This window comes from Actinophytocola sp. (assembly GCF_036402745.1).
Taxonomy (GTDB): Bacteria; Actinomycetota; Actinomycetes; order Mycobacteriales; family Pseudonocardiaceae; genus Actinophytocola.
Window position 1 is genome coordinate 1 of sequence record NZ_DASWSJ010000294.1, and the last position, 21,854, is coordinate 21,854.

Annotated in this window: 16 protein-coding genes and 1 tRNA gene; 10 read left to right on the forward strand and 7 right to left on the reverse strand. The window is 71.5% G+C overall.

Features of this window, described 5'->3' with window-relative positions:
• Both VGD70_RS27560 and VGD70_RS27565 read left to right on the forward strand, forming a co-directional pair.
• A partial coding sequence (locus tag VGD70_RS27560) for a hypothetical protein (protein ID WP_331086346.1) occupies positions 1-191 on the forward strand: 191 nt, incomplete at its 5' end.
• A gap of 65 nt (positions 192-256) precedes the next feature.
• On the forward strand, positions 257-841 hold the full coding sequence (locus VGD70_RS27565) for a dihydrofolate reductase family protein (RefSeq protein WP_331086348.1): 585 nt from the start codon (positions 257-259) through the stop codon (positions 839-841).
• Between the two features lie 637 nt (positions 842-1,478).
• On the opposite strand, the gene VGD70_RS27570 is transcribed toward VGD70_RS27565, so the two are convergent.
• Positions 1,479-1,551, reverse strand: a tRNA-Arg gene (locus VGD70_RS27570).
• Positions 1,552-1,618: 67 nt separating this feature from the next.
• Between VGD70_RS27570 and VGD70_RS27575 the strand changes: the two genes are divergently transcribed.
• The 3 genes from VGD70_RS27575 to VGD70_RS27585 all read left to right on the forward strand — a co-directional run bounded on the left by VGD70_RS27575 (position 1,619) and on the right by VGD70_RS27585 (position 5,158).
• Positions 1,619-3,301, forward strand: a complete 1,683-nt coding sequence (locus VGD70_RS27575) for an SDR family oxidoreductase (RefSeq protein ID WP_331086350.1) — start codon at positions 1,619-1,621, stop codon at positions 3,299-3,301.
• 57 nt (positions 3,302-3,358) lie between these two features.
• Complete coding sequence (locus VGD70_RS27580) at positions 3,359-4,261, forward strand: cation diffusion facilitator family transporter (RefSeq protein ID WP_331086352.1); 903 nt, start codon at positions 3,359-3,361, stop codon at positions 4,259-4,261.
• Between the two features lie 144 nt (positions 4,262-4,405).
• Positions 4,406-5,158, forward strand: coding sequence for a response regulator (locus VGD70_RS27585; protein ID WP_331086354.1), 753 nt, complete (start codon positions 4,406-4,408; stop codon positions 5,156-5,158).
• Here VGD70_RS27585 and VGD70_RS27590 read toward each other — a convergent pair.
• The 5 genes from VGD70_RS27590 to VGD70_RS27610 form a co-directional block, all read right to left on the reverse strand.
• Complete coding sequence (locus VGD70_RS27590; RefSeq protein WP_331086356.1) at positions 5,148-5,732, reverse strand: GNAT family N-acetyltransferase; 585 nt, start codon at positions 5,730-5,732, stop codon at positions 5,148-5,150. The two genes, VGD70_RS27585 and VGD70_RS27590, sit on opposite strands and share 11 nt — an antisense overlap.
• Complete coding sequence (locus tag VGD70_RS27595) at positions 5,729-7,192, reverse strand: APC family permease (RefSeq protein WP_331086358.1); 1,464 nt, start codon at positions 7,190-7,192, stop codon at positions 5,729-5,731. Before VGD70_RS27595 ends, VGD70_RS27590 begins: the two co-directional genes overlap by 4 nt.
• Positions 7,193-7,322: 130 nt before the next feature.
• Positions 7,323-9,116 carry a RiPP maturation radical SAM C-methyltransferase gene (locus tag VGD70_RS27600; RefSeq protein ID WP_331086360.1) on the reverse strand — a complete coding sequence of 598 codons (1,794 nt, stop codon included), beginning with the start codon at positions 9,114-9,116 and terminating at the stop codon, positions 7,323-7,325.
• A gap of 11 nt (positions 9,117-9,127) precedes the next feature.
• Positions 9,128-9,643 carry a hypothetical protein gene (locus VGD70_RS27605; protein WP_331086361.1) on the reverse strand — a complete coding sequence of 172 codons (516 nt, stop codon included), beginning with the start codon at positions 9,641-9,643 and terminating at the stop codon, positions 9,128-9,130.
• A gap of 11 nt (positions 9,644-9,654) precedes the next feature.
• The gene (locus VGD70_RS27610) at positions 9,655-12,411 is read right to left on the reverse strand and encodes an AfsR/SARP family transcriptional regulator (RefSeq protein ID WP_331086363.1); all 2,757 of its coding nucleotides are present in this window, start codon (positions 12,409-12,411) and stop codon (positions 9,655-9,657) included.
• Between the two features lie 156 nt (positions 12,412-12,567).
• Here VGD70_RS27610 and VGD70_RS27615 point away from each other — a divergent pair, with 156 nt between their 5' ends.
• Complete coding sequence (locus VGD70_RS27615; RefSeq protein WP_331086365.1) at positions 12,568-13,137, forward strand: sigma-70 family RNA polymerase sigma factor; 570 nt, start codon at positions 12,568-12,570, stop codon at positions 13,135-13,137.
• A gap of 78 nt (positions 13,138-13,215) precedes the next feature.
• On the opposite strand, the gene VGD70_RS27620 is transcribed toward VGD70_RS27615, so the two are convergent.
• The gene (locus VGD70_RS27620) at positions 13,216-13,407 is read right to left on the reverse strand and encodes a hypothetical protein (protein ID WP_331086367.1); all 192 of its coding nucleotides are present in this window, start codon (positions 13,405-13,407) and stop codon (positions 13,216-13,218) included.
• A gap of 264 nt (positions 13,408-13,671) precedes the next feature.
• Here VGD70_RS27620 and VGD70_RS27625 point away from each other — a divergent pair, with 264 nt between their 5' ends.
• The 4 genes from VGD70_RS27625 (at position 13,672) to VGD70_RS27640 (ending at position 21,382) form a co-directional block, all read left to right on the forward strand.
• Positions 13,672-17,925 (forward strand): ExeM/NucH family extracellular endonuclease, encoded by a 4,254-nt coding sequence (locus tag VGD70_RS27625; protein ID WP_331086369.1) that lies wholly within the window; start codon positions 13,672-13,674, stop codon positions 17,923-17,925.
• Between the two features lie 274 nt (positions 17,926-18,199).
• On the forward strand, positions 18,200-19,366 hold the full coding sequence (locus tag VGD70_RS27630) for a fused response regulator/phosphatase (RefSeq protein WP_331086370.1): 1,167 nt from the start codon (positions 18,200-18,202) through the stop codon (positions 19,364-19,366).
• Entirely contained in the window at positions 19,363-20,955 is a 1,593-nt protein-coding gene (locus VGD70_RS27635) for a sensor histidine kinase (RefSeq protein ID WP_331086372.1), read from the forward strand. Before VGD70_RS27630 ends, VGD70_RS27635 begins: the two co-directional genes overlap by 4 nt.
• Positions 20,948-21,382 (forward strand): response regulator, encoded by a 435-nt coding sequence (locus VGD70_RS27640; protein ID WP_331086374.1) that lies wholly within the window; start codon positions 20,948-20,950, stop codon positions 21,380-21,382. The genes VGD70_RS27635 and VGD70_RS27640 overlap by 8 nt, the downstream gene beginning before the upstream one ends.
• The last annotated feature ends 472 nt before the right edge of the window (positions 21,383-21,854 follow it).

The window sequence follows — 21,854 nt, forward strand, 5'->3', positions numbered from 1 at the left end:
AACTGAAGGTCGCTCCCGGCACCCTCTGTTCCGTCGTGGTCGAGAGCGACCACATCGGACAGAAACGAGGGGGCATGAGCACCTCATCCCAGCCGGCCATCGCGGTCACCGGACCGCTCACCACCGGCGTACCGGAAATCCTCGAACGAAGTCCGGGACGCGGTGTCGAATCGGGCCAGCGGTGTTCGTAGCAGGAGTGAGAGGCCGCCCACGACGGGCGCCCCCAGGGAGCAGAACCGCACTCGAGGAGAGCATCATGACCGCTATCTACACCTTCGACGTCTTTTCCAGCCTCGACGGCTTCGGCTCCTACAACAGCAACGGCGACTGGGGCGGCTACTGGGGCAAGCAAGGCCCCGAGTTTCTCGACCGCCGCCTCGCCTTGTACGGCGAGGAGCAGCGGATGGTCCTCGGGGCCAACACCTTTCGGCAATTCGTGCAGGCGCTAGGCCCGAGCACCGAGGAGTCCGAGGTGAGTGACCCAGTGAACACCACGATGAGGAACCTGCCGACAACGGTGGTGTCGACGACCCTCGACGGACCCCTCGACTGGCCGGACGCGACCCTCGTGAACGGCGACGCCGTCGAGGTCGTCGCCCGGCTCAAAAAGGAGTCCGAGGTGCCGTTGCGCTCGCACGGCAGCCTGTCGATGAACCGGGCGCTGATGGCCGCCGGTCTGGTCGACCGCGTCCAGGTGACGATCTTCCCGGTGATCACCGGTCAGACCGGAGTGGACCCGATCTTCGGGGGTGCGGCCGACTTCGACCTCGAGCTGATCGAGAGCCGGACGCTCGACGGCCACACCCAAGAGCTCATCTACCGGCCCATCCCGCATATCTGAGTCCATCCACGCACCCACCCCGCCAAGCAGCCGAACCCGACCCGGAAGACCCCTGTGCCCGACCTACCGACCGGTCTCATGGCCGCCCTGGTCGCGCGACTTGCTGATCACCCTCCTGGTTCCTCGGTGCGGGCGAGTTCGTAGGCCGACGCGATGGCCCGCTGCGGTGGCTCCGCTGTGGTGGCCGGCCGTCTGGACGCGGCGACGGGCAGGAACCGCGACCATTCGGACCTGCGGCCGGTGGACAGGCGATGCCGAGGCCGAGCGACTGGTCGGAAGGGTGATGTCGTCCGTCGAACGAACCTGGACGAGCGGCCCTGCGACCCGTGCGGGCCTGCTGATCTGAGAGCGCATCTCGCGGATGGCTTGACAGATCCTTTCCGCTCCCGGGCATGTCACAAACCACGTCACGCGATCCTTGAGGTCTACGCGGCGTGTCTGTACGGCCAAGACGTGGTCAACCGGCGGCGGGTCCAGGAAGCCATCGGGCACTGAACGCCCTGGTACGCGTGCTCGCGCCTTGTCCGTGCATTGTCCGTAAACGCTCGTAGAACGCCGGATCCAGCCGGGTAAGACAAAGATCGCCACTGACCAGTACTCATGCTGGTCAGTGGCTGTTCGCATGGTGGGGGGTGGGCGCCCTTGGCAGGATTCGAACCTGCGACACCTGCCTCCGGAGGGCAGTGCTCTATCCCCTGAGCTACAAGGGCCCATTGTTCTCGCGGGTGAGCCTAGCGTATCCGGTCCCGGGGGCCCGGGGCGGCTACCGTGACTCGCATGAGCGGAGTGCGGCGGCTGGTTGTCGAGTCGGGTGGGGTGGGCTTGGCGGTCTTCGAGCAGGGGGATCCGCAGGCCGCGACCGTGTTGCTCGTACATGGGTATCCGGACAACTCGCGCGTTTGGGACGGGGTCGCGGAGCGGCTCGCCGAGCGGTTCCACGTCGTTCGGTATGACGTTCGGGGGCACGGGGAGTCCGCGGCGCCCGCCGATCGGGATGGGTATCGGATGGATCGGCTCAATGCCGATCTCCTCGCTGTCAAGGACGCGGTCAGTCCCGACGACACCGTCCATCTCGTGGGGCACGACTGGGGATCCATCCAGTGTTGGCCCGCGCTGGACCCGCGGAAGTTCCGCTCGTACACCTCGATCTCGGGGCCCGATCTCGACCAGATCGGGGTCTGGATGCGGGGGTGGCGGCGCCGGCCGGGCAAGGTGATCCGGCAGGTTCTGCACTCGTGGTACATCGGGGCTTTTCAGGTGCCTGTCGTTCCCGAGCTGGTGTGGCGGATTCCCGCGTTGCGGCGGAAGTTCCGGGCCACCTATCGCGACGCCAGCAACGGGGTGCAGCTCTACCGGGCCAACATGGTGGGCCGGCCGGCCGGCGGGGGACCCAGCACGATCCGGCTCCCCGTCCAGCAGATCGCGCTCACCCAGGACCCCTACGTCACCCGCCCGCTGCTCGACGTCGCCGAGCCCTGGTGCGACGTGCTCTGGCGGCGGGAGCTCGCGGCCGGACACTGGGCGCCCCGCACCCACCCGGCCGCCGTCGCCCGGCTGATCACCGAGTTCGTCGACCATGTGGACGGGCAGGACGCGCCTCGGGAGCTGGCCAGGGCGCGGGTCGGCGCCACGGCCCGCGAGATGGACGGCCAGCTCGCGCTCGTCACCGGGGCGGGGAGTGGCATCGGCAAGGAAACCGCGCTCGCGCTAGCGGCGGCCGGGGCCGAGGTGCTCTGCGTCGACATCGACTTCGAGGCCGCGGAGCGGACCGCGGCGCAGGCCGGCGGGCTCGCCTACCAGCTCGACGTCGCCGACGGGCAGGCCGCGCACAAGCTCGCCGCGCACGTCACCAGCCAGCACGGCGTCCCCGACCTCCTCATGGCCAACGCCGGCATCGGGGTCAGCGGCTCGTTCCTCGACACCAGCGAGGAGGACTGGCGGCGCGTCCTCGACGTCAACCTCTGGGGCGTCATCCACACCCTCCGCGCCTTCCTCCCGCGGCTGGTCGACCGCAGCGAAGGCGGGCACGTCGTCATCACCTCCTCTGCCGCCGGGTACGTCCCCAGCCCGGCCCTCCCCGCCTACAGCACCACCAAAGCCGGCGTCCTCATGCTCGCCCAGTGCCTCGCCGGCGAGCTCGCCCCGCACGGCATCGGCGTCAGCGCGATCTGCCCGGGCTTCGTGCACACCAACATCACCGCGACCACCCGCTTCGCCGGCACGACCCCTGACGAGGAGAAGAAGCGGCAACAACGCGCCTACGCCCTCTACGGCAAGCGCGGCTACGGGCCGGAGAAGGTCGCCGCGGCGGTGCTGGCCGCCGTGCGGGACAACCGGCTCGTCGTGCCGGTCACGCCGGAGGCCCGGATCGGCGCGCTCGGCGCCCGGTTCGCGCCGGCCACGACCAGGGCTATAGGCCGGTGGATGGAGACTCGAGCGGAACGCGGCATGGCGACGTAGAATATTGCATGCATGCGCATATGACTATATGTTGACTCCGGCAGAGAGGAGCCGGGCATGGGTCACGGGCACGGACACACGAGCGCGTCGGGGCGCTACGTGGGCCGGCTGGCCGCCGCCCTCGCCATCACCGCCGCGTTCATGGTCGTCGAGGTCACGGCCGGTGTCGCGACGTCCTCGCTCGCGCTCATCTCCGACGGCGCGCACATGGTCACCGACGTCATCGGCGTCGGCCTCGCGCTCGCCGCGATCCTCGCCGCCAAGCGCGCCCGGCACCGCCCCAGCCGCACCTTCGGGCTCTACCGCGCCGAGGTCCTCGCCGCGCTCGCCAACGCCATCCTGCTCTTCGGCGTCGCCGGGTACGTCCTGTACGAGGCGGTGCGGCGGTTCAGCGACCCGCCCGAGGTGCCGGGGCTCACCGTCCTCGTCGTGGCGCTGCTCGGGCTCGCCGCGAACGTCGGCGCGTTCCTGTTGCTGCGCAAGGGATCCACGGAGAGCCTCAACGTCCGCGGCGCCTACCTCGAGGTCGTCGCCGACCTCATCGGCTCGCTCGGCGTGCTGGTCAGCGGCGCGCTCATCCTGCTGTTCGACTGGCGCTACGCCGACCCGGTCATCGGCGTGGCGATCGGCCTGTTCGTGCTGCCCCGCACGTGGACACTGGCCCGCCGGTCGCTGCAGATCCTGTTCCAGCACGCGCCCGAGCGCGTCGACGTCGACCAGCTCACCGGGGCGCTGTGCGCGCTCCCGGGCGTGCTCGAGGTGCACGACGTGCACGTCTGGACGCTGACCTCCGGCATGGAGGTCGCGTCCGCGCACGTCGCGGTGGCCGCCGGCACCGACCAGGACGAGATCCTGCGGACGGCCCAGAAGCTGCTCGCCGACGACTACCACCTCGAGCACGCCACGCTGCAGGTGGAGACCGGCGCCTCGGCGCCGAGCTGCCACGAGCTGCACTGGTGAGCCGATCAGTACCCGAGCGGAACGTTCCGGCTGGTGACCCTCTCCCATCCAGGTGGGATACCTTGTACGCGCGCCGACGCGATATGGGTATGGCTTGTCGAAATCCCAGATCTTGCCATCCGGGCCAGGCCCGCTGGAGGAACCGTGAACGACACCGGCAAATTCGGCGACGCCGCGCAGAGGCTGGCGCGAAATCCGCTGGGTATCATCGCGTTGTTCATCGTGCTCGTGTACGGGCTGGCCGCGCTTGTCACGACGTTCTCCGGCTCCATGTCACCCGCCGAGCGCCTCCCGCTGGTGTATTTCCTCGTCATCTTCCCTGTTCTGGTCCTGGGCGTTTTCGCGTGGCTGGTGGGCCGCCACAGCAACAAGTTGTTCTCCCCGCAGGACTTCAAGGACGAGGAGAACTACGTCAAGCTGCTGTCCGCGACCGCGTCCCTCACCGTGGCCTCCATCAAGCACGACAAGAGTCCGACGGAGAGTGATCTCGGCGAGCTGGTGCGGACGGTGCGCGACTCCGCGGGGCGGCCGCACTTCGCCGATCAGGTTCTGTGGGTCGACGATCGGCCCGACAACAACCTTCACGAGCGGCGGGCTCTCGAGGCCATGGGGTTGAACTTCACGCTCAGCCGGTCGACCACCGAGGCACTCGGGGAGCTGAGCCGGAGGGAGTTCGGGGCGATCATTTCCGATATGGGGCGGAGGGAAGGCCCTCGGGAAGGCTACCTGCTGCTCGAAAAGGTACGCCAAACCGACCAGCGGACGCCCTACTTCATCTATGCGGGCGAGGGCGGCGCCGAGCACGAGCGCGATGCACTCAGCCGGGGCGCGCAAGGCAACACCGACAACGCGCAGGAACTGTTCAGAATGGTGATGCGGGCCGTCGTCAAGCGTTAGAGGGTGGTGCGGGTTTGCGCCACATCGGCCACAGGGGTGGGCCTTCGGGGAGGTGGAAGGGTTCCTCCGCCTCGTAGCCCTCACGCAGGTACAGATCTCTCGCCCGCTCGCTGCTCGCCTCGAGGTACGCGGGCATCTCGTGGCCGTCCAGCCACGTGTGGTGGTGGCGGATCAGCTCCGTGCCCAGGCCGCTGCCCTGCTGGCTCGGGTGCGTCGCCAGGAACGCCAGGTGGTGGTGGCGCTCCTTCGGGTGGTGGGCCTCGAACGCGGCGTCCAGCAACCGGAAGCGGGGGGCGAACGCAGCGCAACCCGCGGCCAGGCGGGCGTCGTAGTCCGCGGGTTCGGGGACGGACGGGGGAAACCAGACGGCCACCGCGGCGCCGCCGGCGACGTCGACGATCCCGTGGGTCAGGGCGTGCTCGACGTGGATCCTGAAGTTCGCGGCCAGCACCGGCTCGCGGGCGGCGTCGTCGGGGATGAGCCAGTGGGTCACGGCCAGGTCGCTGAACGCGGCGGCGATCAGGGCGCTCACCGGCTCGAGGTCGGCGGCGGTGGCGCGGCGGATGGTGATCACGAGCGATCCTCCCCAACCGAACCCAGGCCGATGCCGTCGTAGCGCGCCCTGTCCCGGGCCCGCACGGCCAGGCCCCACCCGACCCCGGCGATCCCGACCACGGCGAACAACCCGGGCACCCCCCACCGCAGCGGGGAACTGTCGTCGACCCCGAGCAGCGAGCCGAAGTTCGCGACGACCAGGAACAGCACCACGGCCACCGCGACCGCGGCCAGGGCCGGCGCGACCCGGCGCCGCCACAGCGTCTCACCGGACGGGTGCCGCGCGAAGTAGCCCAGCACCGCCAAAGCGGTGACCGCGATCAGCAGCAACACCCCGAGCCCGCCGGACGTGCCGAACGCGAAGAACAGGTGCACCACCGGATCCCAGCCGCCGACCGCGTACCCCACGATGACGACGAGCCCGATCCCGCTCTGCACAAGGGATCCAGCGACCGGCGCGCCCGTCCGCGGCGACGTGCGGCCGAAGCCCGCCGGCAGGCAGACCCGCTCGCGGCCCAGCGCGAAGAAGTACCGCGCGGTCGTGAGGTGGAACGACACCATGGCCGCGAGGATGCTGGTGACGAACAGGATCCGGCCGACCTCGACGAGCCCGGACCCGAGCCGGGCCGACGCCAGCTGGAAGATCAGGTCGGGCCCACTGGCGCGCGCCGCCTCGACCGCGCGGCCGGCGCCGGCCACCGTGCCCCACGAGCTCAGCCCGTACAGCACCGCGATCACCGCGACGGTCAGGTAGGACGCGTGCCGCACGGTGTCGGGCCCGCGTGACTCCTCCGCGAACACCGTGGTGGCCTCGAACCCGACGAACCCGAGCACCGCGAGCGCCAGGATCGCGCCGACCCCGGGCGAGAGCAGGTTCGCCGGGTCCAGCGGTTCGGTGGGGACCGTGCCACCGGCCGGGTCGAGCAGGTTCGCGACCGCGTAGACCACGATCACCGCGACCTCGCCGAGGAGCAGCACGCCGAGCACGTTGCGGCTGATCGTCACGTTGAGCAGGCCCAGCACGGCCACGAGCACCCACGCGACGAGCGCGAACACCCACCACGCGACATCGACGCCGAGCCAGCTCTGGAGCAGCGGCCCGGCCGCGGCGCCGATCGCGCCGTACAGCCCGACCTGCAAACCGTTGTAGGCCAGCAGGGCCACCCACGCCGCGCCGACGCCGAGCGGCCGGCCGAGCCCGCGGCTGACGAACGCGTAGAACCCGCCGGCGTGCCGGATCCGCCCGGCCATCGCGACGTACCCGACGCAGAACAACGCCAGCACGACGCCGACCGCGACGAACGCGACGGGCAGGTCGACCCGGCCGGTGACCGCGATCCCGGTCGGCACCACTGCCCCGACGACCGTGAGCGGCGTGGCGGCGCACATGACGAAGAAGACGACGCCGGGCACGCCGAGGCTGTTGGTACGCAGCCGCTGCGGCGCGGCGCCGGACAGTGCCGTGCTGGGTTCGGCCATGTCCCCCACCCCCGATCGGACCGCCTTGTATTCCAGCACGACGAGCGCGGTCACGGCCAGGGCCGACGGGATTCCTGTTGTGCGGCACCGGCCGGCTGTGCACGGCCAACCGCCAGCGCGCGGCCGTGCCCTAACGACCAGCGGTGGCGGGGATCGCCAGGGACAGGGCCAGGTTGCCGTCGAGGAACATCAGGCCGCGTTCCTGGAACTGGTCGAACGCGGCCTCGATCGCCGCCACCGGCACGGTCCCGCCGATCGCGGTGTGGACGGCCGGTGCGGTGGTCGGGCGGTCGCCGCACGCGAGGTAGATGTCGGCCAGCGTGTCGCGGAACGTGTACGTGCCCTCGCGGCCGGGGTGGCGGGTGTCCTCGATCCGCAGGAAGCCCGGCGCCGAGCGGTAGGCGAGCCCCGGCGGCGAGCCGGACCGCCAGGCCAGCGACCACTCCCCCACCGCCTTGCGCAGTGGGGCGTACGCGGCCTGCGGCAGCGGCGGCTCGTACCCGAAGAAGTACGCCACCCGGTCGATGTCCACAGTGGACGGATAGACGAACCGGTGGCTCGGCTCCGGGCTCGGTGCCGGCAGCCGGAACCGGTCCGGGTCCTCGAACAGCGGGCTGAACCGCTCGAGCGAGACCTGGTTCGCGCTGCCGGGCGGCTGCAGGTGCACCAGGTGCGGCACCACCGCCGCCTGCGTCGCGTAGTCCTCCGCGGTCTCGCCGGGGAAGCCCCACAGGATGTTCCACGCGACGCCGATCCCGTAGTAGCGCGCCCAGCGCAGCAGGTTGATGTTCTGCGCCGCCCGCACCCCCTTGTTCATGAGCCGCAGGACGGTGGAGCTGAGCGACTCCAGGCCGGGCTGCAGGTGTGTCACCCCGCCGTCGGCCAGGACCTTCAGCTGCGCGCGGGTGAGGTTGGCCTTGACCTCGTAGAACAGCTCGTAGTCGCGGTCCGCGAGCGCGGGGAACAGCTCCTTGAGGTACCTCGGGTCGAGGATGTTGTCGACCGCCTCGAAGCGGAAGCGCTCGTAGCGCCGGGCCTGGCCGGCGAGCTCGTCGAGCACCCGGGCCGGGGACTTGGCGCGGAACGTCATCGTCGACCCGTTGAGCCCGCAGAACGTGCAGTGGTGCTTGGCGCCCCACCAGCAGCCCCGCGCCGACTCGAACGGAAGCCAGACGTCGCCGGTCGGCAGGCCGAGGCCCGCCGCGCGGTCGAAGAACTCGCCGTACTCCGGCGCCGGCAGGTCGTCGAGCCGCTCGGTGGGCGGCGCGGGCGCCGTGGTGCCGGACCGGGTGGCGACGCCGGGAATGCCGGTGGGGTCCGCGCCGGTCGCGAGCGCGGACAGCAGCCGGGGAAACGCGGCGTCACCCTCGCCGCTGACCGCGATGTCGACGCAGTCGACCGAGCGGAGGAGTTCCGCGCCCATGTCGCCGTCGAAGTTCGCGCCGCCGAACACGGTGACGATATCCGGGAATCCTTCTTTCAGTCTGCGCGCCAGCGCGAATGACGCGGTGTTCTGCTGAAAGGTCGAGCTGAAGCCGACCACCCGAATTTCCTGCCACGGAAAGCCGGCGACAATGCCATCGAGATAATCGGGGACGTCGTGGTCCCGAATGCGCAGCAAAGCCTCCGGCGGGTGGCCGAGCTCGTCGCCGAACTCGGCCAGCAGCCGGGCCTCCCGATCGGGTGCGGCGTCGCCGAACGCCTCGACGGAGAACAGCCACTCGCCGACCAGCCGGCCGTACTGCTCGGCCAGCAGCCGGTAGTGGTCCACGCCGATCCGGGCCGCGAAGTCCAGGTTGGCGTGCAGCGTGCGCACCGGGAAGCCGTGCGCCTCGCCGATCGCCTTGAGGAGCCCGAGCTGGATCGACGGCCGGTTGACGTTCATGAACGGCATCGACACCAGGACCGTCGGCAGGCCGGCCACGACCGCGTTACCTAGCCGTGGTGGTCGGGGTTGTCGGGGCTGCCGCCGCCCTCGTGCGGCGGCTCCGGGTCGGGCGCCGGGTTCGGCGCCGGGTCCGGAGACGGGGCGGGCGCCGGGTCTGGGGCGGGCGGCTGGTTCCGGATGATGCCCTCCGCCGGTTTCCGGATGATGCCCTCCGGCGTGGGCCGGATGATGCCCTCGGTGGAGTCCCGGATGATTCCCCGGATGATCGCCGCCGCCGTGGTCGAGGCCGACGGCCCCGTGGAGCGGATGATCGAGTCGGTGCCCGGGCTCCGCGGCGGGGCGACCTCGGCGTAGGCGAGGACCCGATCGGCCTGGCTCGACTTGAAGGCGGCGGCGAACTGCTCGCTGAACGGGCGCTCGTCGCCCCTGTTGCCCTCCTGGACGTCGACGGCGACCTTGAAGACGGCCACGAGCAAGGCGCGTTGTGCGTCGTTGACGTCCAAAGCGTCGAGCTTGGCCAGCAGGTCGTCGACCTCGTCGGCGGAGATCGTGTGCTCGGTCATCGCGGCACCTTTCACTGTGTGGTGGGGTTGAGGTTCCTCAGCTTGGCGCGGGTGTCGTCGGCGTCGGGATGGCCGAGCTGGTCGTAGATCTCGATGGCCTGCTGCCAGGCGACGCGGGCCGCCTCGGCGTCGTCGGTGTCGCGATAGGACTCGCCGAGCGAGCGCAGCGCGAGCGCCTCGCCGAAGCGGTAGCCGGACTGGTGGTACAGGTTCAGCGCGGCCCGGTAGCAGGCGATCGCGCGGGTGTGGTCACCGAGGCGGTCGTGGGCGTAGCCGATGCTGTGCCAGGTCGAGCCCGCGGCCACCTCGTCACCGAGTCTCGTCTGCAGGTCAAGGGCTTTCTCGCAGTAGCCGATGGCCGCGCGGTGGTCGCCGAGCATGGAATGGAACCAGCCGACCGCGTTCAGGCTCTTGGCCTCGCCGGCCGAGTGGCCGGCGAAGCCGTAGAGCTCCAGCGCCTGCTCGGCGTGCGCGAGCGCCTCGACGTTGCGCCCCTGCCGCTCGAGCATCCAGGCGAGGTAGTACCGGACGTGGGCCTGGCCGGGGGTGTCGCCGGAGTCCCGGTACAGCTCGAGCGCCCTGCGCAGCTCGCGGTCGGCGTCGTCGTGCTGCTCGAACCAGACGTAGGTGCACCCCAGGTAGCAATGCGCGTAGGCCTGCCGCACCGGGTCGCCGAGGCGCTCCGCGGCCGCGAGCGCGACCGTGAGGACGTCGACCTCGTCGTGCCAGTGTCCTTGGTGGGCAAGGAAACGCCGCATCGTCCACGCCAGCTCCCAGACCTCGGCGTCGAACTCGATGTCCTGGTGGACGGCGGTGACCAGCACGCGGTGCTCGGCGTTGAACCAGGCCAGCGCGCCGACGAGGTCGGGCACCCGCTCGGGGTCCACATCGGACGGCACGGCGGTGAGGGTGGGTGGGGCGTCCCGGCGCGGGTCGAGCAGCCGGTCGGCGTTGTCGGCACTGTGGACGTAGTGGCGGAGCATGCGACGGGTCGCGGCGCGGCGGTCGGCGTCCGTGTCGAGCGCGAGGTCCAGCTCGGACGCGTACGCCCGCAGCAGGTCGTGGCAGGCGTAGCGGCCGGGGCTGTGCTCGGCGACGAGGTGGGCCTGGGCCAGCTCGGTGAGCAGCCGCCGGGCGGTGGCCGCCGGGAGGCCGGTCAGGCTCGCCGCGGCGCGGGTGCCGAGGTCGGGCCCGGAATGCAGGCCCAGCAACCGGAACAGCCGCGCGGCCGCCTCGGTCAGCTGCTGGTAGGACCAGGAGAACACGGCCCGCGGATCGGTCGCCGGGTCGGCGCCGGAGAACTCGTCGAGGCCGCCGCGGGTCTCGCGCAGCTCGCGGGCCAGCTCGGCGAGGGCGAACGTGGGGTAGGTGGCGGCGCGGGCGGCGACCACCGCGAGGGCCAGCGGCAGCCGGGCACACAGGTCGACGATCTCGCCCGCCGCCCACGGCTCGGCCGCCACCCGGTCGGCGCCGAGCCGGCCGACCAGCAGCTCGCGCGCCTCGCCGGCGTCGAGCAGGTCCACGGTCACCGGCCGGGCGCCGACGGCGACGAGGCCGGAGAGCAGCGTGCGGCTGGTGACGACCACGAGGCAGCCGGGCGCGCCGGGGAGCAGCGAACGCACCTGCTCGACGTCGCGCGCGTTGTCCAGGACCACGAGGACGCGCCGGTCGGCGAGGAGGCTCCGGTAGAGGCCGACCTGTGCCTCGAAGCCGGTCGGGATGCGTTGCAGGGGAACCTCGAACGCGTCGAGGAAGGTGCGCATCGCCTCGGCCGGGGTGACCGGTGAGCCGGTGGGGTCGAAGCCGCGGAGGTTCACGTAGAGCTGTCCATTGGGGAACTGGTCGCGGAGCCGGTGCGCCCAGTGGACGACGAGCGAGGTCTTGCCGACCCCGGCCGTGCCCGACACCGCGGCGATCCGCATCGTGCCCGAGCCGCTGCCGGCCAGTGCGTCGAGCTGGCGCAGCTCGGCGTCGCGACCGGCGAACCCGTACACGTCGGGCGGCAGCTGTGCGGGTGTCGCGAGTGTCCGGTCGGGTACGGGCGCGGGGAGCTCGCCGCGCAGGAGTGCGGTGTGCAGGGCGCGGAGCTCCGGGCCGGGGTCGGTGCCGAGCTCGTCGGCGAGGCGGCGCCGGAGGTCGGCGTAGCGGTCGAGCGCCTCGGCGTCGCGGCCTGCGGCGTGCAGCGCGCGCATGAGCAGCGCTTCGAGCGGCTCGGCCAACGGGTTCTCGGCGACGAGGTCGGGCAGCGTGGCGAGGACCGCGTCGGACCGGCCGAGCTCGAGTTCCGCGTCGGCCCACCGCGCGGCCGCGTCGAGGCGACGGCGCTGCCAGCTGTCCCGGGTCTTGGCCACCCACTCCCCCGGGATGCCCGCCAATGGCGTGTCCCGCCACATCCGCAGGGCCTCGGCCAGCGCGGCCGCCCGGTCGGTGATGGCGGCCGTCTTGCTCTGCTCGACGAGGCGGGCGAACCGGTGGAGGTCGACCTGGTCGGGGTCGACGTCGAGGACGTAGCCGGCGCTGCGCCGCTCGATCCGCGCGGTGCCGCCTTTGAGGAGGCGGCGGATCCGGCTGAGGTGGGAGTAAAGGACGTTGCGTGCCTCGGCCGGCGGGTCGTCGTCCCACACGCGGTCGATGAGCGTCTCGATGGGGACCGGCCGTCCCGCGTCCACGGCGAGCGCGGCGAGCACTGCCTGCTGCCGCGGGGTTCCGACGTCGAGCGACCGGCCCTCGGCCCGCAGCTGGACCTCCCCGAACAGCCGGAATTCCATGCAGCGGGCCCCCGGTGATCGACCTTTTGCTGGCGACGGACCTGTTGAGAATGGCCCGTCCGCAAGGTTGCCGCAAGGTCCGCGAGCAGGGCGAGGCGAAATCGTTGACGCAAGGTCGGAGCGGGGAGCTCCGGGGGGTTGTGAGGGAGGAAGAAAATGCGTTGTGATTCGCCGGTCGCGGGGCTGCTGGAAAGGGCTGCCGGGGGCGTGGAATCGGCCTGGCGGGAAATCGTTCGGCGTTATGCGCCGCTCGTTTTTTCGGTGTGCAGGGGATATGCGATCTTTGGCGCCGACGCCGATGATGTCGCGGGTTCGGTGTGGCTGCGCCTGGTGTCGTCGCTGACCACCCTGCGCGAGCCGGAGGCCCTGCCAGGCTGGCTGGCCACCACGACGCGCCGCGAGTGCCTCGCCCAGCTCAGGGAGCGGGGTCGCCAGATCCCGAAGGAGGACGTCGACGAGGTCGAGCCTGGGACGCCGGTCGTCGCCCTGCTCGTGGAGGAACGCAGAACAACGGTCCGCGACGCGCTGACCGGGTTGTCGGAGCGGGACCAGGAGCTGCTGTCGCTGCTGTTCTCCGACCCGCCGACCCCGTACACGGAGATCAGCACAAGCCTCGGCATGCCGGTAGGCGCGATCGGCCCGACCCGCCAGCGCTGCCTGGCGAGAGTCCGCCGCATCCCGTCGGTAGCGGCCCTGCTCCGCGACGACCATTGCCACACCAACTAGCGCGCGGTGTGCGGAGGAAGAAAGGGGGAGACTCGCATGCCCCACAGAGACGTCCCGGCGACCGCTGATACACCAGGATCAAGGCGAGAGGCTCAGGTCAGCCTCGGCCCGGCGGTGGTCGTGGACGCTGCCGTAGGCGTGCAGCAGCTCGGGCAGGTCCTCGACGGCGCCGTAGAGCCCCTCCCGGCGGAGCCACGTCCCGAGCGTCCCCGCGGAGGGCGACCGGCCTCCGGGCGAGGTTCGGAGGAAGGGGGTTGCTCCGTTCGGCATGCCCGACTACCAGGGCATATCGCGTGATCACCAAGCGTCGCCGAAACCCCTAACGATCGCGTCACGTACATCTCCGTGCTCTTTTGCCGACACATATCCGACCTAGGCTCCGGCGGGTTTGCCCGAATCCCCCACCGGAGGCCTTGCCCCATGCCCAGTTGGAGACGTGTCCGTTCGCTTCAAGCCGTCGCAGCGCTGACCGCGGTCGCCACGATCGCGACGCTCAGCGGCTCGACGGCCGCCGCGGAGGAACCGACCGCACCGTTGCTCAGCGAGATCCATTACGACAACGTCGGCACGGACACGGGCGAGGCCCTGGAGATCGAGGCCCCGGTGGGCTTCGACCTCTCCGGCTGGCAGCTCGCGCTGTACAACGGCAACGGCGGGGCGGTCTACAACACCCGCACCCTCTCCGACACGGTCCCCGCGGCGGGCGTGGTCGTCGCGACCTACCCGACCGACGGCATCCAGAACGGCTCCCCCGACGGCGTCGCGCTCGTCCGTCCGGATGGGACGGTCGCCGAGTTCCTGACCTACGAGGGCGCGCTGACCGGCACCGGCGGCCCCGCGAACGGCATGGCCGCCACCGACATCGGCGTCGCCGAGACCACCAGCACCCCGGTCGGCTTCTCCCTGCAGAAGATCAACGGCACCTGGCAGGCACCCGCGCAGAACACGTTCGGCGCGCGCAACAGCACCGGCAACCCCGACCCCGGTCCCGACCCCGTGGGCTGCGACCTCGCGGTGAACCACACGATCGCCGAGGTCCAGGGCACCGGGGACGCCTCCCCGCTCGCCGGCACCCAGGTCGTCGTCGAGGGCGTCGTGACCGCCGACCACCGCACCGGTGGCTACAACGGCGTCTACGTCCAGACCGCCGGCTCCGGCGACCGCGAGCCGCGGGCCGGCGTGGCCTCCGACGGCGTCTTCGTCTACCTGACCTCGATCCCCGCCAACCACCCCGGTGTCGCGATCGGCGACCAGGTCCGGGTGCGCGGCACGGTCAGCGAGTTCAACGGCCTCACCGAGGTCTCCATCGGCGCCAGGGCCGACGTGCAGATCTGCGCGCACGACGCCGCGCTGCCCGCGCCCGCGCCGCTGAGCCTCCCGCTCGACCCCGCCGCCCGCGAGTCGGTCGAGTCGATGATGGTGGCGCCGGTGGGCCAGTTCACCGTCTCCGAGGTCTACAACACCAACAGGTTCGGCGAGGTGATCCTCGCGGCCGGCGACAAGGCCGCGCCGATCCCGACCGACCTCTACCGGCCGGGCACCCCGCAGGCACTCGACCAGGCGGCCGCGAACAAGCTCGCCCGGCTGCTGCTCGACGACGGCTCGTCGACCAACCTGTCCAGTGCCGGGCAGCTGCCGCCCTACCTGTCCCCGGACGCGCCGCTGCGCGTGGGCGACTCGGTCGAGGCGTTCTCCCCGACCGTGCTGTCCTACGGCTTCAACGAGTGGCGGCTGCAGCCGACCACGCCGGTGACCGCGCAGACGCCGGTCACCGGGCGCACGACGTTCAAGGTCACCAACCCCCGCACGCCGGCGCCCGAGCAGGTCGGCGGCGACATCCGGCTGGCCAGCATCAACGTGCTGAACTACTTCGTCCACTTCGGCGGCAACGCCCGCGGCGCGGCCGACGCGGCCGGGCTCGCCAAGCAGGAGGCCAAGATCGTCGCCGCGATCAGCGGGCTCGGCGCGGACGTGGTGTCGCTCGCGGAGATCGAGAACTCGGTCCGGTTCGAGGCCAACGACCCGCAGCAGGCGCTCAAGCGCCTGGTCGGCGCGCTGAACGACAAGGACGGCGCGGGCACCTGGGACTACGTCCGCTCCCCCGCGGCGCTGCCCCCGGCGAGCCAGCAGGACTTCATCACCACGGCGATCGTCTTCAAGCCCGCGTCGGTGACCCCGCGGGGCGAGTCGCGGACGATCAACGACGAGTCGGTGTGGTTCAACGCCCGCGAGCCGATCGCGCAGACCTTCCACGCCGGCGTCGAGACGTTCACCGTGGTGGCCAACCACCTGAAGTCCAAGAGCTCGTCCAGCTCCGCGACCGGCGACAACGCCGACATCGGTGACGGGCAGGGCCCGTTCAACGGCGACCGGGTCCGCCAGGCCCGCTCGCTGGCCGCGTTCGTGGCGACGCTCAAGGCCGACAGCGGCAGCGACGACGTGCTGCTGCTGGGCGACTTCAACGCCTACACCCACGAGGACCCGATGCGGGCCCTCTCCGATCAGTCCTATGTGGACCTCAACGACGGCCGGGAGTCCAGCTACGTGTTCGGCGGCGAGTCGGGCTCGCTCGACCACGCCATCGCCTCGCCCTCGCTCGCCGACCGGGTGACCGGGGTCGACGTCTGGCAGATCAACGCGCACGAGTCGTTCGCGTTCGAGTACGACGGCTCGCCGACGTTCTACGCGCCGAACCCGTACCGGGCCAGCGACCACAACCCGATCGTGGTCGGGCTGGACACCGGTCCGGTGCGGCTGCAGCTGCTGGGCATCAACGACTTCCACGGCCGGCTCGAGTCGCCGGGCAACGCGCCCGACGGCCGGCCGCGTGGCGGTGCGGCCCAGCTGGCCGGGCTCGTCGGCCAGCTGCGCGGGCAGAACCCGAACACGCTGTTCCTGTCCGCCGGCGACAACATCGGCGCGTCGACGTTCGTCTCGGCCATCGACCAGGACAACCCGACGCTCGACGCGCTCGACCTGATGAACCTGGACGTGTCGGCGGTGGGCAACCACGAGTTCGACAAGGGCGTCGCCGACCTCACCGGCCGGGTCACCGACCGGGCGGACTTCCCGTACCTGGGTGCGAACGTGTACCGCGGGAGCGAGCGGGTGCTGCCGGCCTACGACGTGCGGACGGTCCAGGGCATCCGGGTCGGCGTCGTCGGCGTGGTGACCGAGCAGACCGCGTCGCTGGTCAGCCCGGACGGCATCGCCGGCATCACCTTCCACGACCCGGTGGCCGAGGCCGAGGCGGTCGCCGCCGAGCTGAAGGACGGCAACGCGGCCAACGGTGAGGCCGACGTCGTCGTGCTGCTCGCGCACGAGGGCGCGGCGACCCAGAACATCGGCTCGGTCGCGGACCTGCAGGCGGACCCGGTGTTCGGCAAGTACATGAACGCCGGCGCCGACATCGACGTGATCCTCAGCGGCCACACCCACCAGCCGTACGCGTTCGAGGCCCCGATCCCGGGCACCGACCGGCTGCGGCCGGTGCTGCAGGCCGAGGACTACGGCGTCAAGCTGGGCAAGGTGACGCTGTCGGTCGACCCGACGACGAAGTCGATCGTGTCCAGCGACGCGTCGCTGCTCGACGTGGTGGGCGCGCCGGTCGACCCCGACGTCGCGCGGCTCGTCGCGGACGCCAAGGCGAACGCCGACGTGCTGGGCCAGCGGCCGCTGGGCTCGATCACCGCGGACATCAAGCGGGCCGTGACGCCGTCGGGCGCCGAGGACCGCGGTGCCGAGTCGGTGCTCGGGAACTTCGTCGCCGACGTGCAGCTCGCGGGCACCAGCGCGCCGGGCCGGGGCGGGGCGCAGATCGCGCTCATGAACCCGGGCGGGCTGCGGGCCGACCTGCTCCGCGGCACGGACGGGGTGATCAGCTACGCCGAGGCGTTCGCGGTGCAGCCGTTCGCGAACGACGTGGTGACGAAGACCTACACGGGGGCGCAGCTCAAGCAGGTGCTCGAGCAGCAGTGGCAGCCGGCGGGCGCGTCCCGGCCGGTGCTGCACCTCGGCGTCTCCCGTGGCTTCGCCTACCTGTACCTGCCGGACAACCCGGCGGGCCAGCGGATCACGTCGATGACCCTGAACGGGACGCCGATCAGCCCGACGGGCACCTACCGGGTGACGGTGAACTCGTTCCTCGCGGCGGGTGGAGACAACTTCACCACCCTGGCGGGCGGCACCGACGCGACGACGACGGGTGACAACGACCTGACGATGCTCACCGCGTACCTCGCGGCGAGCTCGCCGGTCACCGCCGACCCGGCGGTCCGGTCGTCGGTGGGCCGGCCTGGGCCGCAGTGCACGACGACGATCACCGGCCGGCGGACCGGCCCGCTGACCGTGTCGACGGGCCTGACCTGCCTGGACAACGCGACGATCACCGGCGCGGTGACGGTTCGGCCGGGCGCGTCGCTGATCGCGACCGGTGGGCGGATCACCGGCCCGGTCACGGCGACCCAGCCGGCGCTGTTCACGCTGTCGGGCACCACGGTGCTCGGCCCGGTGACGGTGACGGTCGCGACCGGCCCGGTCCTCATCGAGGACGCGACGATCACCGGCCCGGTGACGCTGATCGGCAACACGGGCGGCGTCCGCATCGACACGGCGACGATCACGGGTCCGGTGACGCTGCTCCTCAACGGCGGGGCCGAACCCATCGTCGTGGCCGCGAACAAGGTGACCGGCCCGCTGTCGTGCCTGGGCAACCAGCCGGCCCCGGGCAACGAGAGCCGGCGGAACACGGTGCGCGGCATCGCTTCCGGGCAGTGCGCCAAGCTGTAGGCGGGTAGCGCGACCGAGGCCCGTCCGGCACCGCGCCGGGCGGGCCTCCTCGTCGTCGCGGCCCGGTCGCGGCGGTGACGTTCGTGGTGCGCCGCAAGGGGAGTTGGACGATCGGCGGGCTGCGGCCGGACCTGGCAATCTGACGAGGGTGCGCGGGGCGGGCAACCACTACGATGAGCCAACTGTATCGACCGTCGGAGGTCGGCACCCCGGAACGAGGACGAGCAGGCCGACGATGGTAGCCCGGCACGTTGCGCTCAGCGGAACGCCGATTGTGGACAGACCCGACCGGACCACGGTGCTGTTGATCGAGGACGACGACGGCGACGCGGTGCTGGTCGAGGAGCTGCTGCACGAGGTCGACGCCGCGGTCGACGTGCGTCGCGTGCAGTCGCTGGCCGAGGCCAAGGCGGCCCTGCACGGCCGCACCTGCGTGCTGCTCGACCTGGGCCTGCCCGACACCCACGAGCTCGACGGCCTGCGCTGGCTGCAGGAGAACGTGCCCGAGGTCGCTGTCGTGGTGCTCACCGGCTTCACCGACGAGTACCTCGGCGAGGAGGCCGTGCGCATCGGCGCGCAGGACTACCTGGTCAAGGGTCAGGTCGACGGGCAGCTGCTGGACCGGGTGATCCGCTACGCCGTCGAGCGCGTGCGGTCCGAGGAGATCCAGCGCCAGCTGCGCGAGGCGCAGATCTACGCCGAGGAGAACGCCCGGCTCGAGCGCGGCCTGCTGCCGACGCCGCTGGTCTCCGACCCCTCGCTCACCGTGGTCGCCCGCTACTGGCCGGGCGGGCAGCGATTGTTGCTGGGCGGCGACTTCTACGACGTGGTGGAGTCCGCAGACGGCCGGGTCCACGCGGTGGTCGGGGACGTGTGCGGGCACGGGCCCGACGAGGCCGCGCTCGGCGTGTCCATGCGCGTCGCGTGGCGCACGATGGTGCTCGCCGCGCGGCCCACCACCGAGGCGCTCACCACGCTCGACCAGGTCTTCGCGCACGAGCGGCACCGGCCGAGCCTGTTCACGACGCTGGGCATGCTCTCGATCGACCCGTCCCGCACGGCCGGACGGCTCTACCTCGCCGGTCACCCGCCGCCCCTGCTGATCACCCCCGACGGCGTGCGCCCGCTCGACGCGTCGCCGCGCACCCCGGTCGGCGTCGGCGACGGGTCCACCTGGCCGAGCCACGAGATCCGGCTCGGCGACCGCTGGACGGTCCTCATGTACACCGACGGGCTGATCGAGGGCCGGGTCGGCAGCGGCGACGAGCGCCTGGACGTCTTCGGGCTGGTCCAGCTCGTCGAGGCGGCGCTGGCCCGGGACCCGCGGCAGTCGTCGGACCGGCTGCTGGAGGAGATCACCGGCCGGGTGCGTGAGCTCAACGGCGGCGACCTGGACGACGACATGGCCGTGGTGGCGCTCAGCTGGGCGCGGACGGCATGACCCAGGCCGTCGACGAGGCGCTCGCGCCCGAGACGCCGACCCTCACCGCACGCGACCACGCGGCGACGCGCTGGCCGCTGAGCCGGATCATCAACGTCAGCGTCGGCGTGCTCGCGCTGTTCTCGGTGGCGGCGATCACCGTGGGGATCCTCGCGCTGACCAACCTCGCCGACGCGCGCCAGCAGGTCGTGCACCGGATCGACCCGGCCATCCAGCATTCGCTGCGGCTGGAGTCGGCGCTGGTCAACCAGGAGACCGGGGTGCGCGGCTACGCGCTGGGCGCCCAGCAGGACCTCCTCGCCCCCTACACCGAGGGGGTGGCCGCCGCGGCGGACGCGACGACGCGGCTCGAGGGGTATCTCGCCGGGATTCCCGCGGGCGAGGCTGACCTGCGGGACGTCACCGACCGGGCGAAGAACTGGCGGGTCAGCTACGCCCAGCCCGCCATCGCCACGGTCGACACCACCGGGCGGCCCGCCGGGAGCGAGAACCTCAACGCGGGCAAGGCGTTCTTCGACGAGGTGCGCGGCGCCGTGGCGGTCCTGCAGGCCGATCTCGACGGCGCCCGGACGCGCGCGACAGCCACCCTGGACCGGTCCGCCACCACGCTGAACGTCGCGTGCGTCGGCATCGCGATCGGGTTCGTGCTGATCGTGCTGGCGCTCGCGATCGGGTTGCGCCGGGCGGCGATCCGGCCGGTGTCCCGGCTGGCCGCGGAGGTCCGCGCGGTCGCCGACGGCGACTTCCGGCACCGCGTCGAGCACAGCGGGCCGCGCGAGGTGCGGGAGCTGGGCGCGGACGTCAACCTGATGCGCGAGCGGATCCTGCAGGAGCTGTCCGCGCTGCAGACCACGCACGCCGAGCTCGACGCGCGGACCCAGGACCTGGAACGGTCGAACACCGAGCTGGAGCAGTTCGCGTACGTGGCGTCGCACGACCTGCAGGAGCCGCTGCGGAAGGTGGCCAGTTTCTGCCAGCTGCTGCAGCGGCGCTACCAGGGCAAGCTCGACGAGCGGGCCGACCAGTACATCGCGTTCGCGGTCGACGGCGCCAAGCGGATGCAGGTGCTGATCAACGACCTGCTGGCGTTCAGCCGGGTCGGCCGGATCGCGCGCCGGAGCGACGAGGTGTCGTGCTCGGACCTGCTGGAGCAGGCGAAGACGAACCTCGCGGAGGCGATCGAGTGGTCCGGCGCCACCGTCGAGGCCGGTGAGCTGCCCGTCGTGAAGGCGGAGGTGCCGTTGCTCACCACGGTGTTCCAGAACCTGGTGGGCAACGCGATCAAGTTCCGCGGCGAGGCGCCACCGCACGTCGTGGTTTCGGCCGAGCGGGACGGGGAATTCTGGCAGTTCTCGGTGTCCGACAACGGGATCGGCATCCAGCCCGAGTACGCCGAGCGGATCTTCGTGATCTTCCAGCGCCTGCACGGCAAGGGCGACTACCCGGGCACCGGGATCGGGCTCGCGATGTGCCGCAAGATCGTCGAGTACCACGGCGGGCGGATCTGGCTGGACACCGAGGTTACGTCCGGTTCCCGGTTCTGCTTCACTCTGCCCGTGCTCACCGAGGAGACCGACACCGATGACTGACCTGGACGTGATCGACGTACTGCTGGTCGAGGACGACGACGGCGACGTGCTGATGACGAAGGAGGCGTTCGAGTACCACAAGATCCGCAACCGCCTCCACGTCGTCAACGACGGCGAGCAGGCGTTGCAGTTCCTTCGCCGCGAGGGCGAGTACGCGGACGCGCCCCGGCCGGGCCTGATCCTGCTGGACCTGAACCTCCCCCGCGTCGACGGCCGGGAGGTGCTGGCGGAGCTGAAGGACGACCCGGAACTGCGCATGATCCCGGTGGTGGTCCTGACGACCTCGGAGTCGGAGGAGGACATCGTGCGGAGCTACAGCCTGCACGCCAACGCCTACGTGAGCAAGCCGGTGGACTTCGACCGGTTCATCGAAGTGGTGCGCCACATCGACAGCTTCTTCGTCACGGTGGTCAAGCTCCCCCACTGACCGTGCGGGGCTTCGTCGCGGACCTGACCCCGGCGTCGCGGGTGAGCGCGATCATGGCGGCGGGCGGCGCGGCGCGAGCCCTGCTCCTGACGCCCTGCAGGCCAAGGCCTGTCTCGTAGATCATCGGGTAAAGCCCTGCGCCGACCACCGGAACCTCAGGGGACCGTGACGGCACCCAACCACCACCCACCCCCGATACCCGCACTATCCGCCGGGACGCAACCCACACTTTGAATCCCGGGGAGGCGGACTAGTCCTGAGCGCCGGCCACCGGAACCTCAGGGGACCGTGACGGCACCCAGCCACCACCCACCCCGACACCCACACCATCCGCCGGAACGCAACCCACACTTTAAATCCCGGGGAGGCGGACTAGGCGGCGACGCCGAGGGCGAGGGTGCGCAGGCGCTCCTCGGTGACCGAGCCCTTCGCCGCCGTGTAGGTGCACAGCCGCTGCTCGGGGTCGGCGGGC

Excerpts from the sequence above, each read along its gene's own strand:
- VGD70_RS27635 (WP_331086372.1), top strand. The coding sequence starts at position 19,363 with ATGACCCAGGCCGTCGACGAGGCGCTCGCGCCCGAGACGCCGACCCTC.
- VGD70_RS27615 (WP_331086365.1), top strand. The coding sequence starts at position 12,568 with ATGCGTTGTGATTCGCCGGTCGCGGGGCTGCTGGAAAGGGCTGCCGGG.
- VGD70_RS27605 (WP_331086361.1), bottom strand. The coding sequence starts at position 9,643 with ATGACCGAGCACACGATCTCCGCCGACGAGGTCGACGACCTGCTGGCC.
- VGD70_RS27565 (WP_331086348.1), top strand. The coding sequence starts at position 257 with ATGACCGCTATCTACACCTTCGACGTCTTTTCCAGCCTCGACGGCTTC.
- VGD70_RS27575 (WP_331086350.1), top strand. The coding sequence starts at position 1,619 with ATGAGCGGAGTGCGGCGGCTGGTTGTCGAGTCGGGTGGGGTGGGCTTG.
- VGD70_RS27620 (WP_331086367.1), bottom strand. The coding sequence starts at position 13,407 with ATGCCGAACGGAGCAACCCCCTTCCTCCGAACCTCGCCCGGAGGCCGG.
- VGD70_RS27580 (WP_331086352.1), top strand. The coding sequence starts at position 3,359 with ATGGGTCACGGGCACGGACACACGAGCGCGTCGGGGCGCTACGTGGGC.
- VGD70_RS27595 (WP_331086358.1), bottom strand. The coding sequence starts at position 7,192 with ATGGCCGAACCCAGCACGGCACTGTCCGGCGCCGCGCCGCAGCGGCTG.
- VGD70_RS27640 (WP_331086374.1), top strand. The coding sequence starts at position 20,948 with ATGACTGACCTGGACGTGATCGACGTACTGCTGGTCGAGGACGACGAC.
- VGD70_RS27610 (WP_331086363.1), bottom strand. The coding sequence starts at position 12,411 with ATGGAATTCCGGCTGTTCGGGGAGGTCCAGCTGCGGGCCGAGGGCCGG.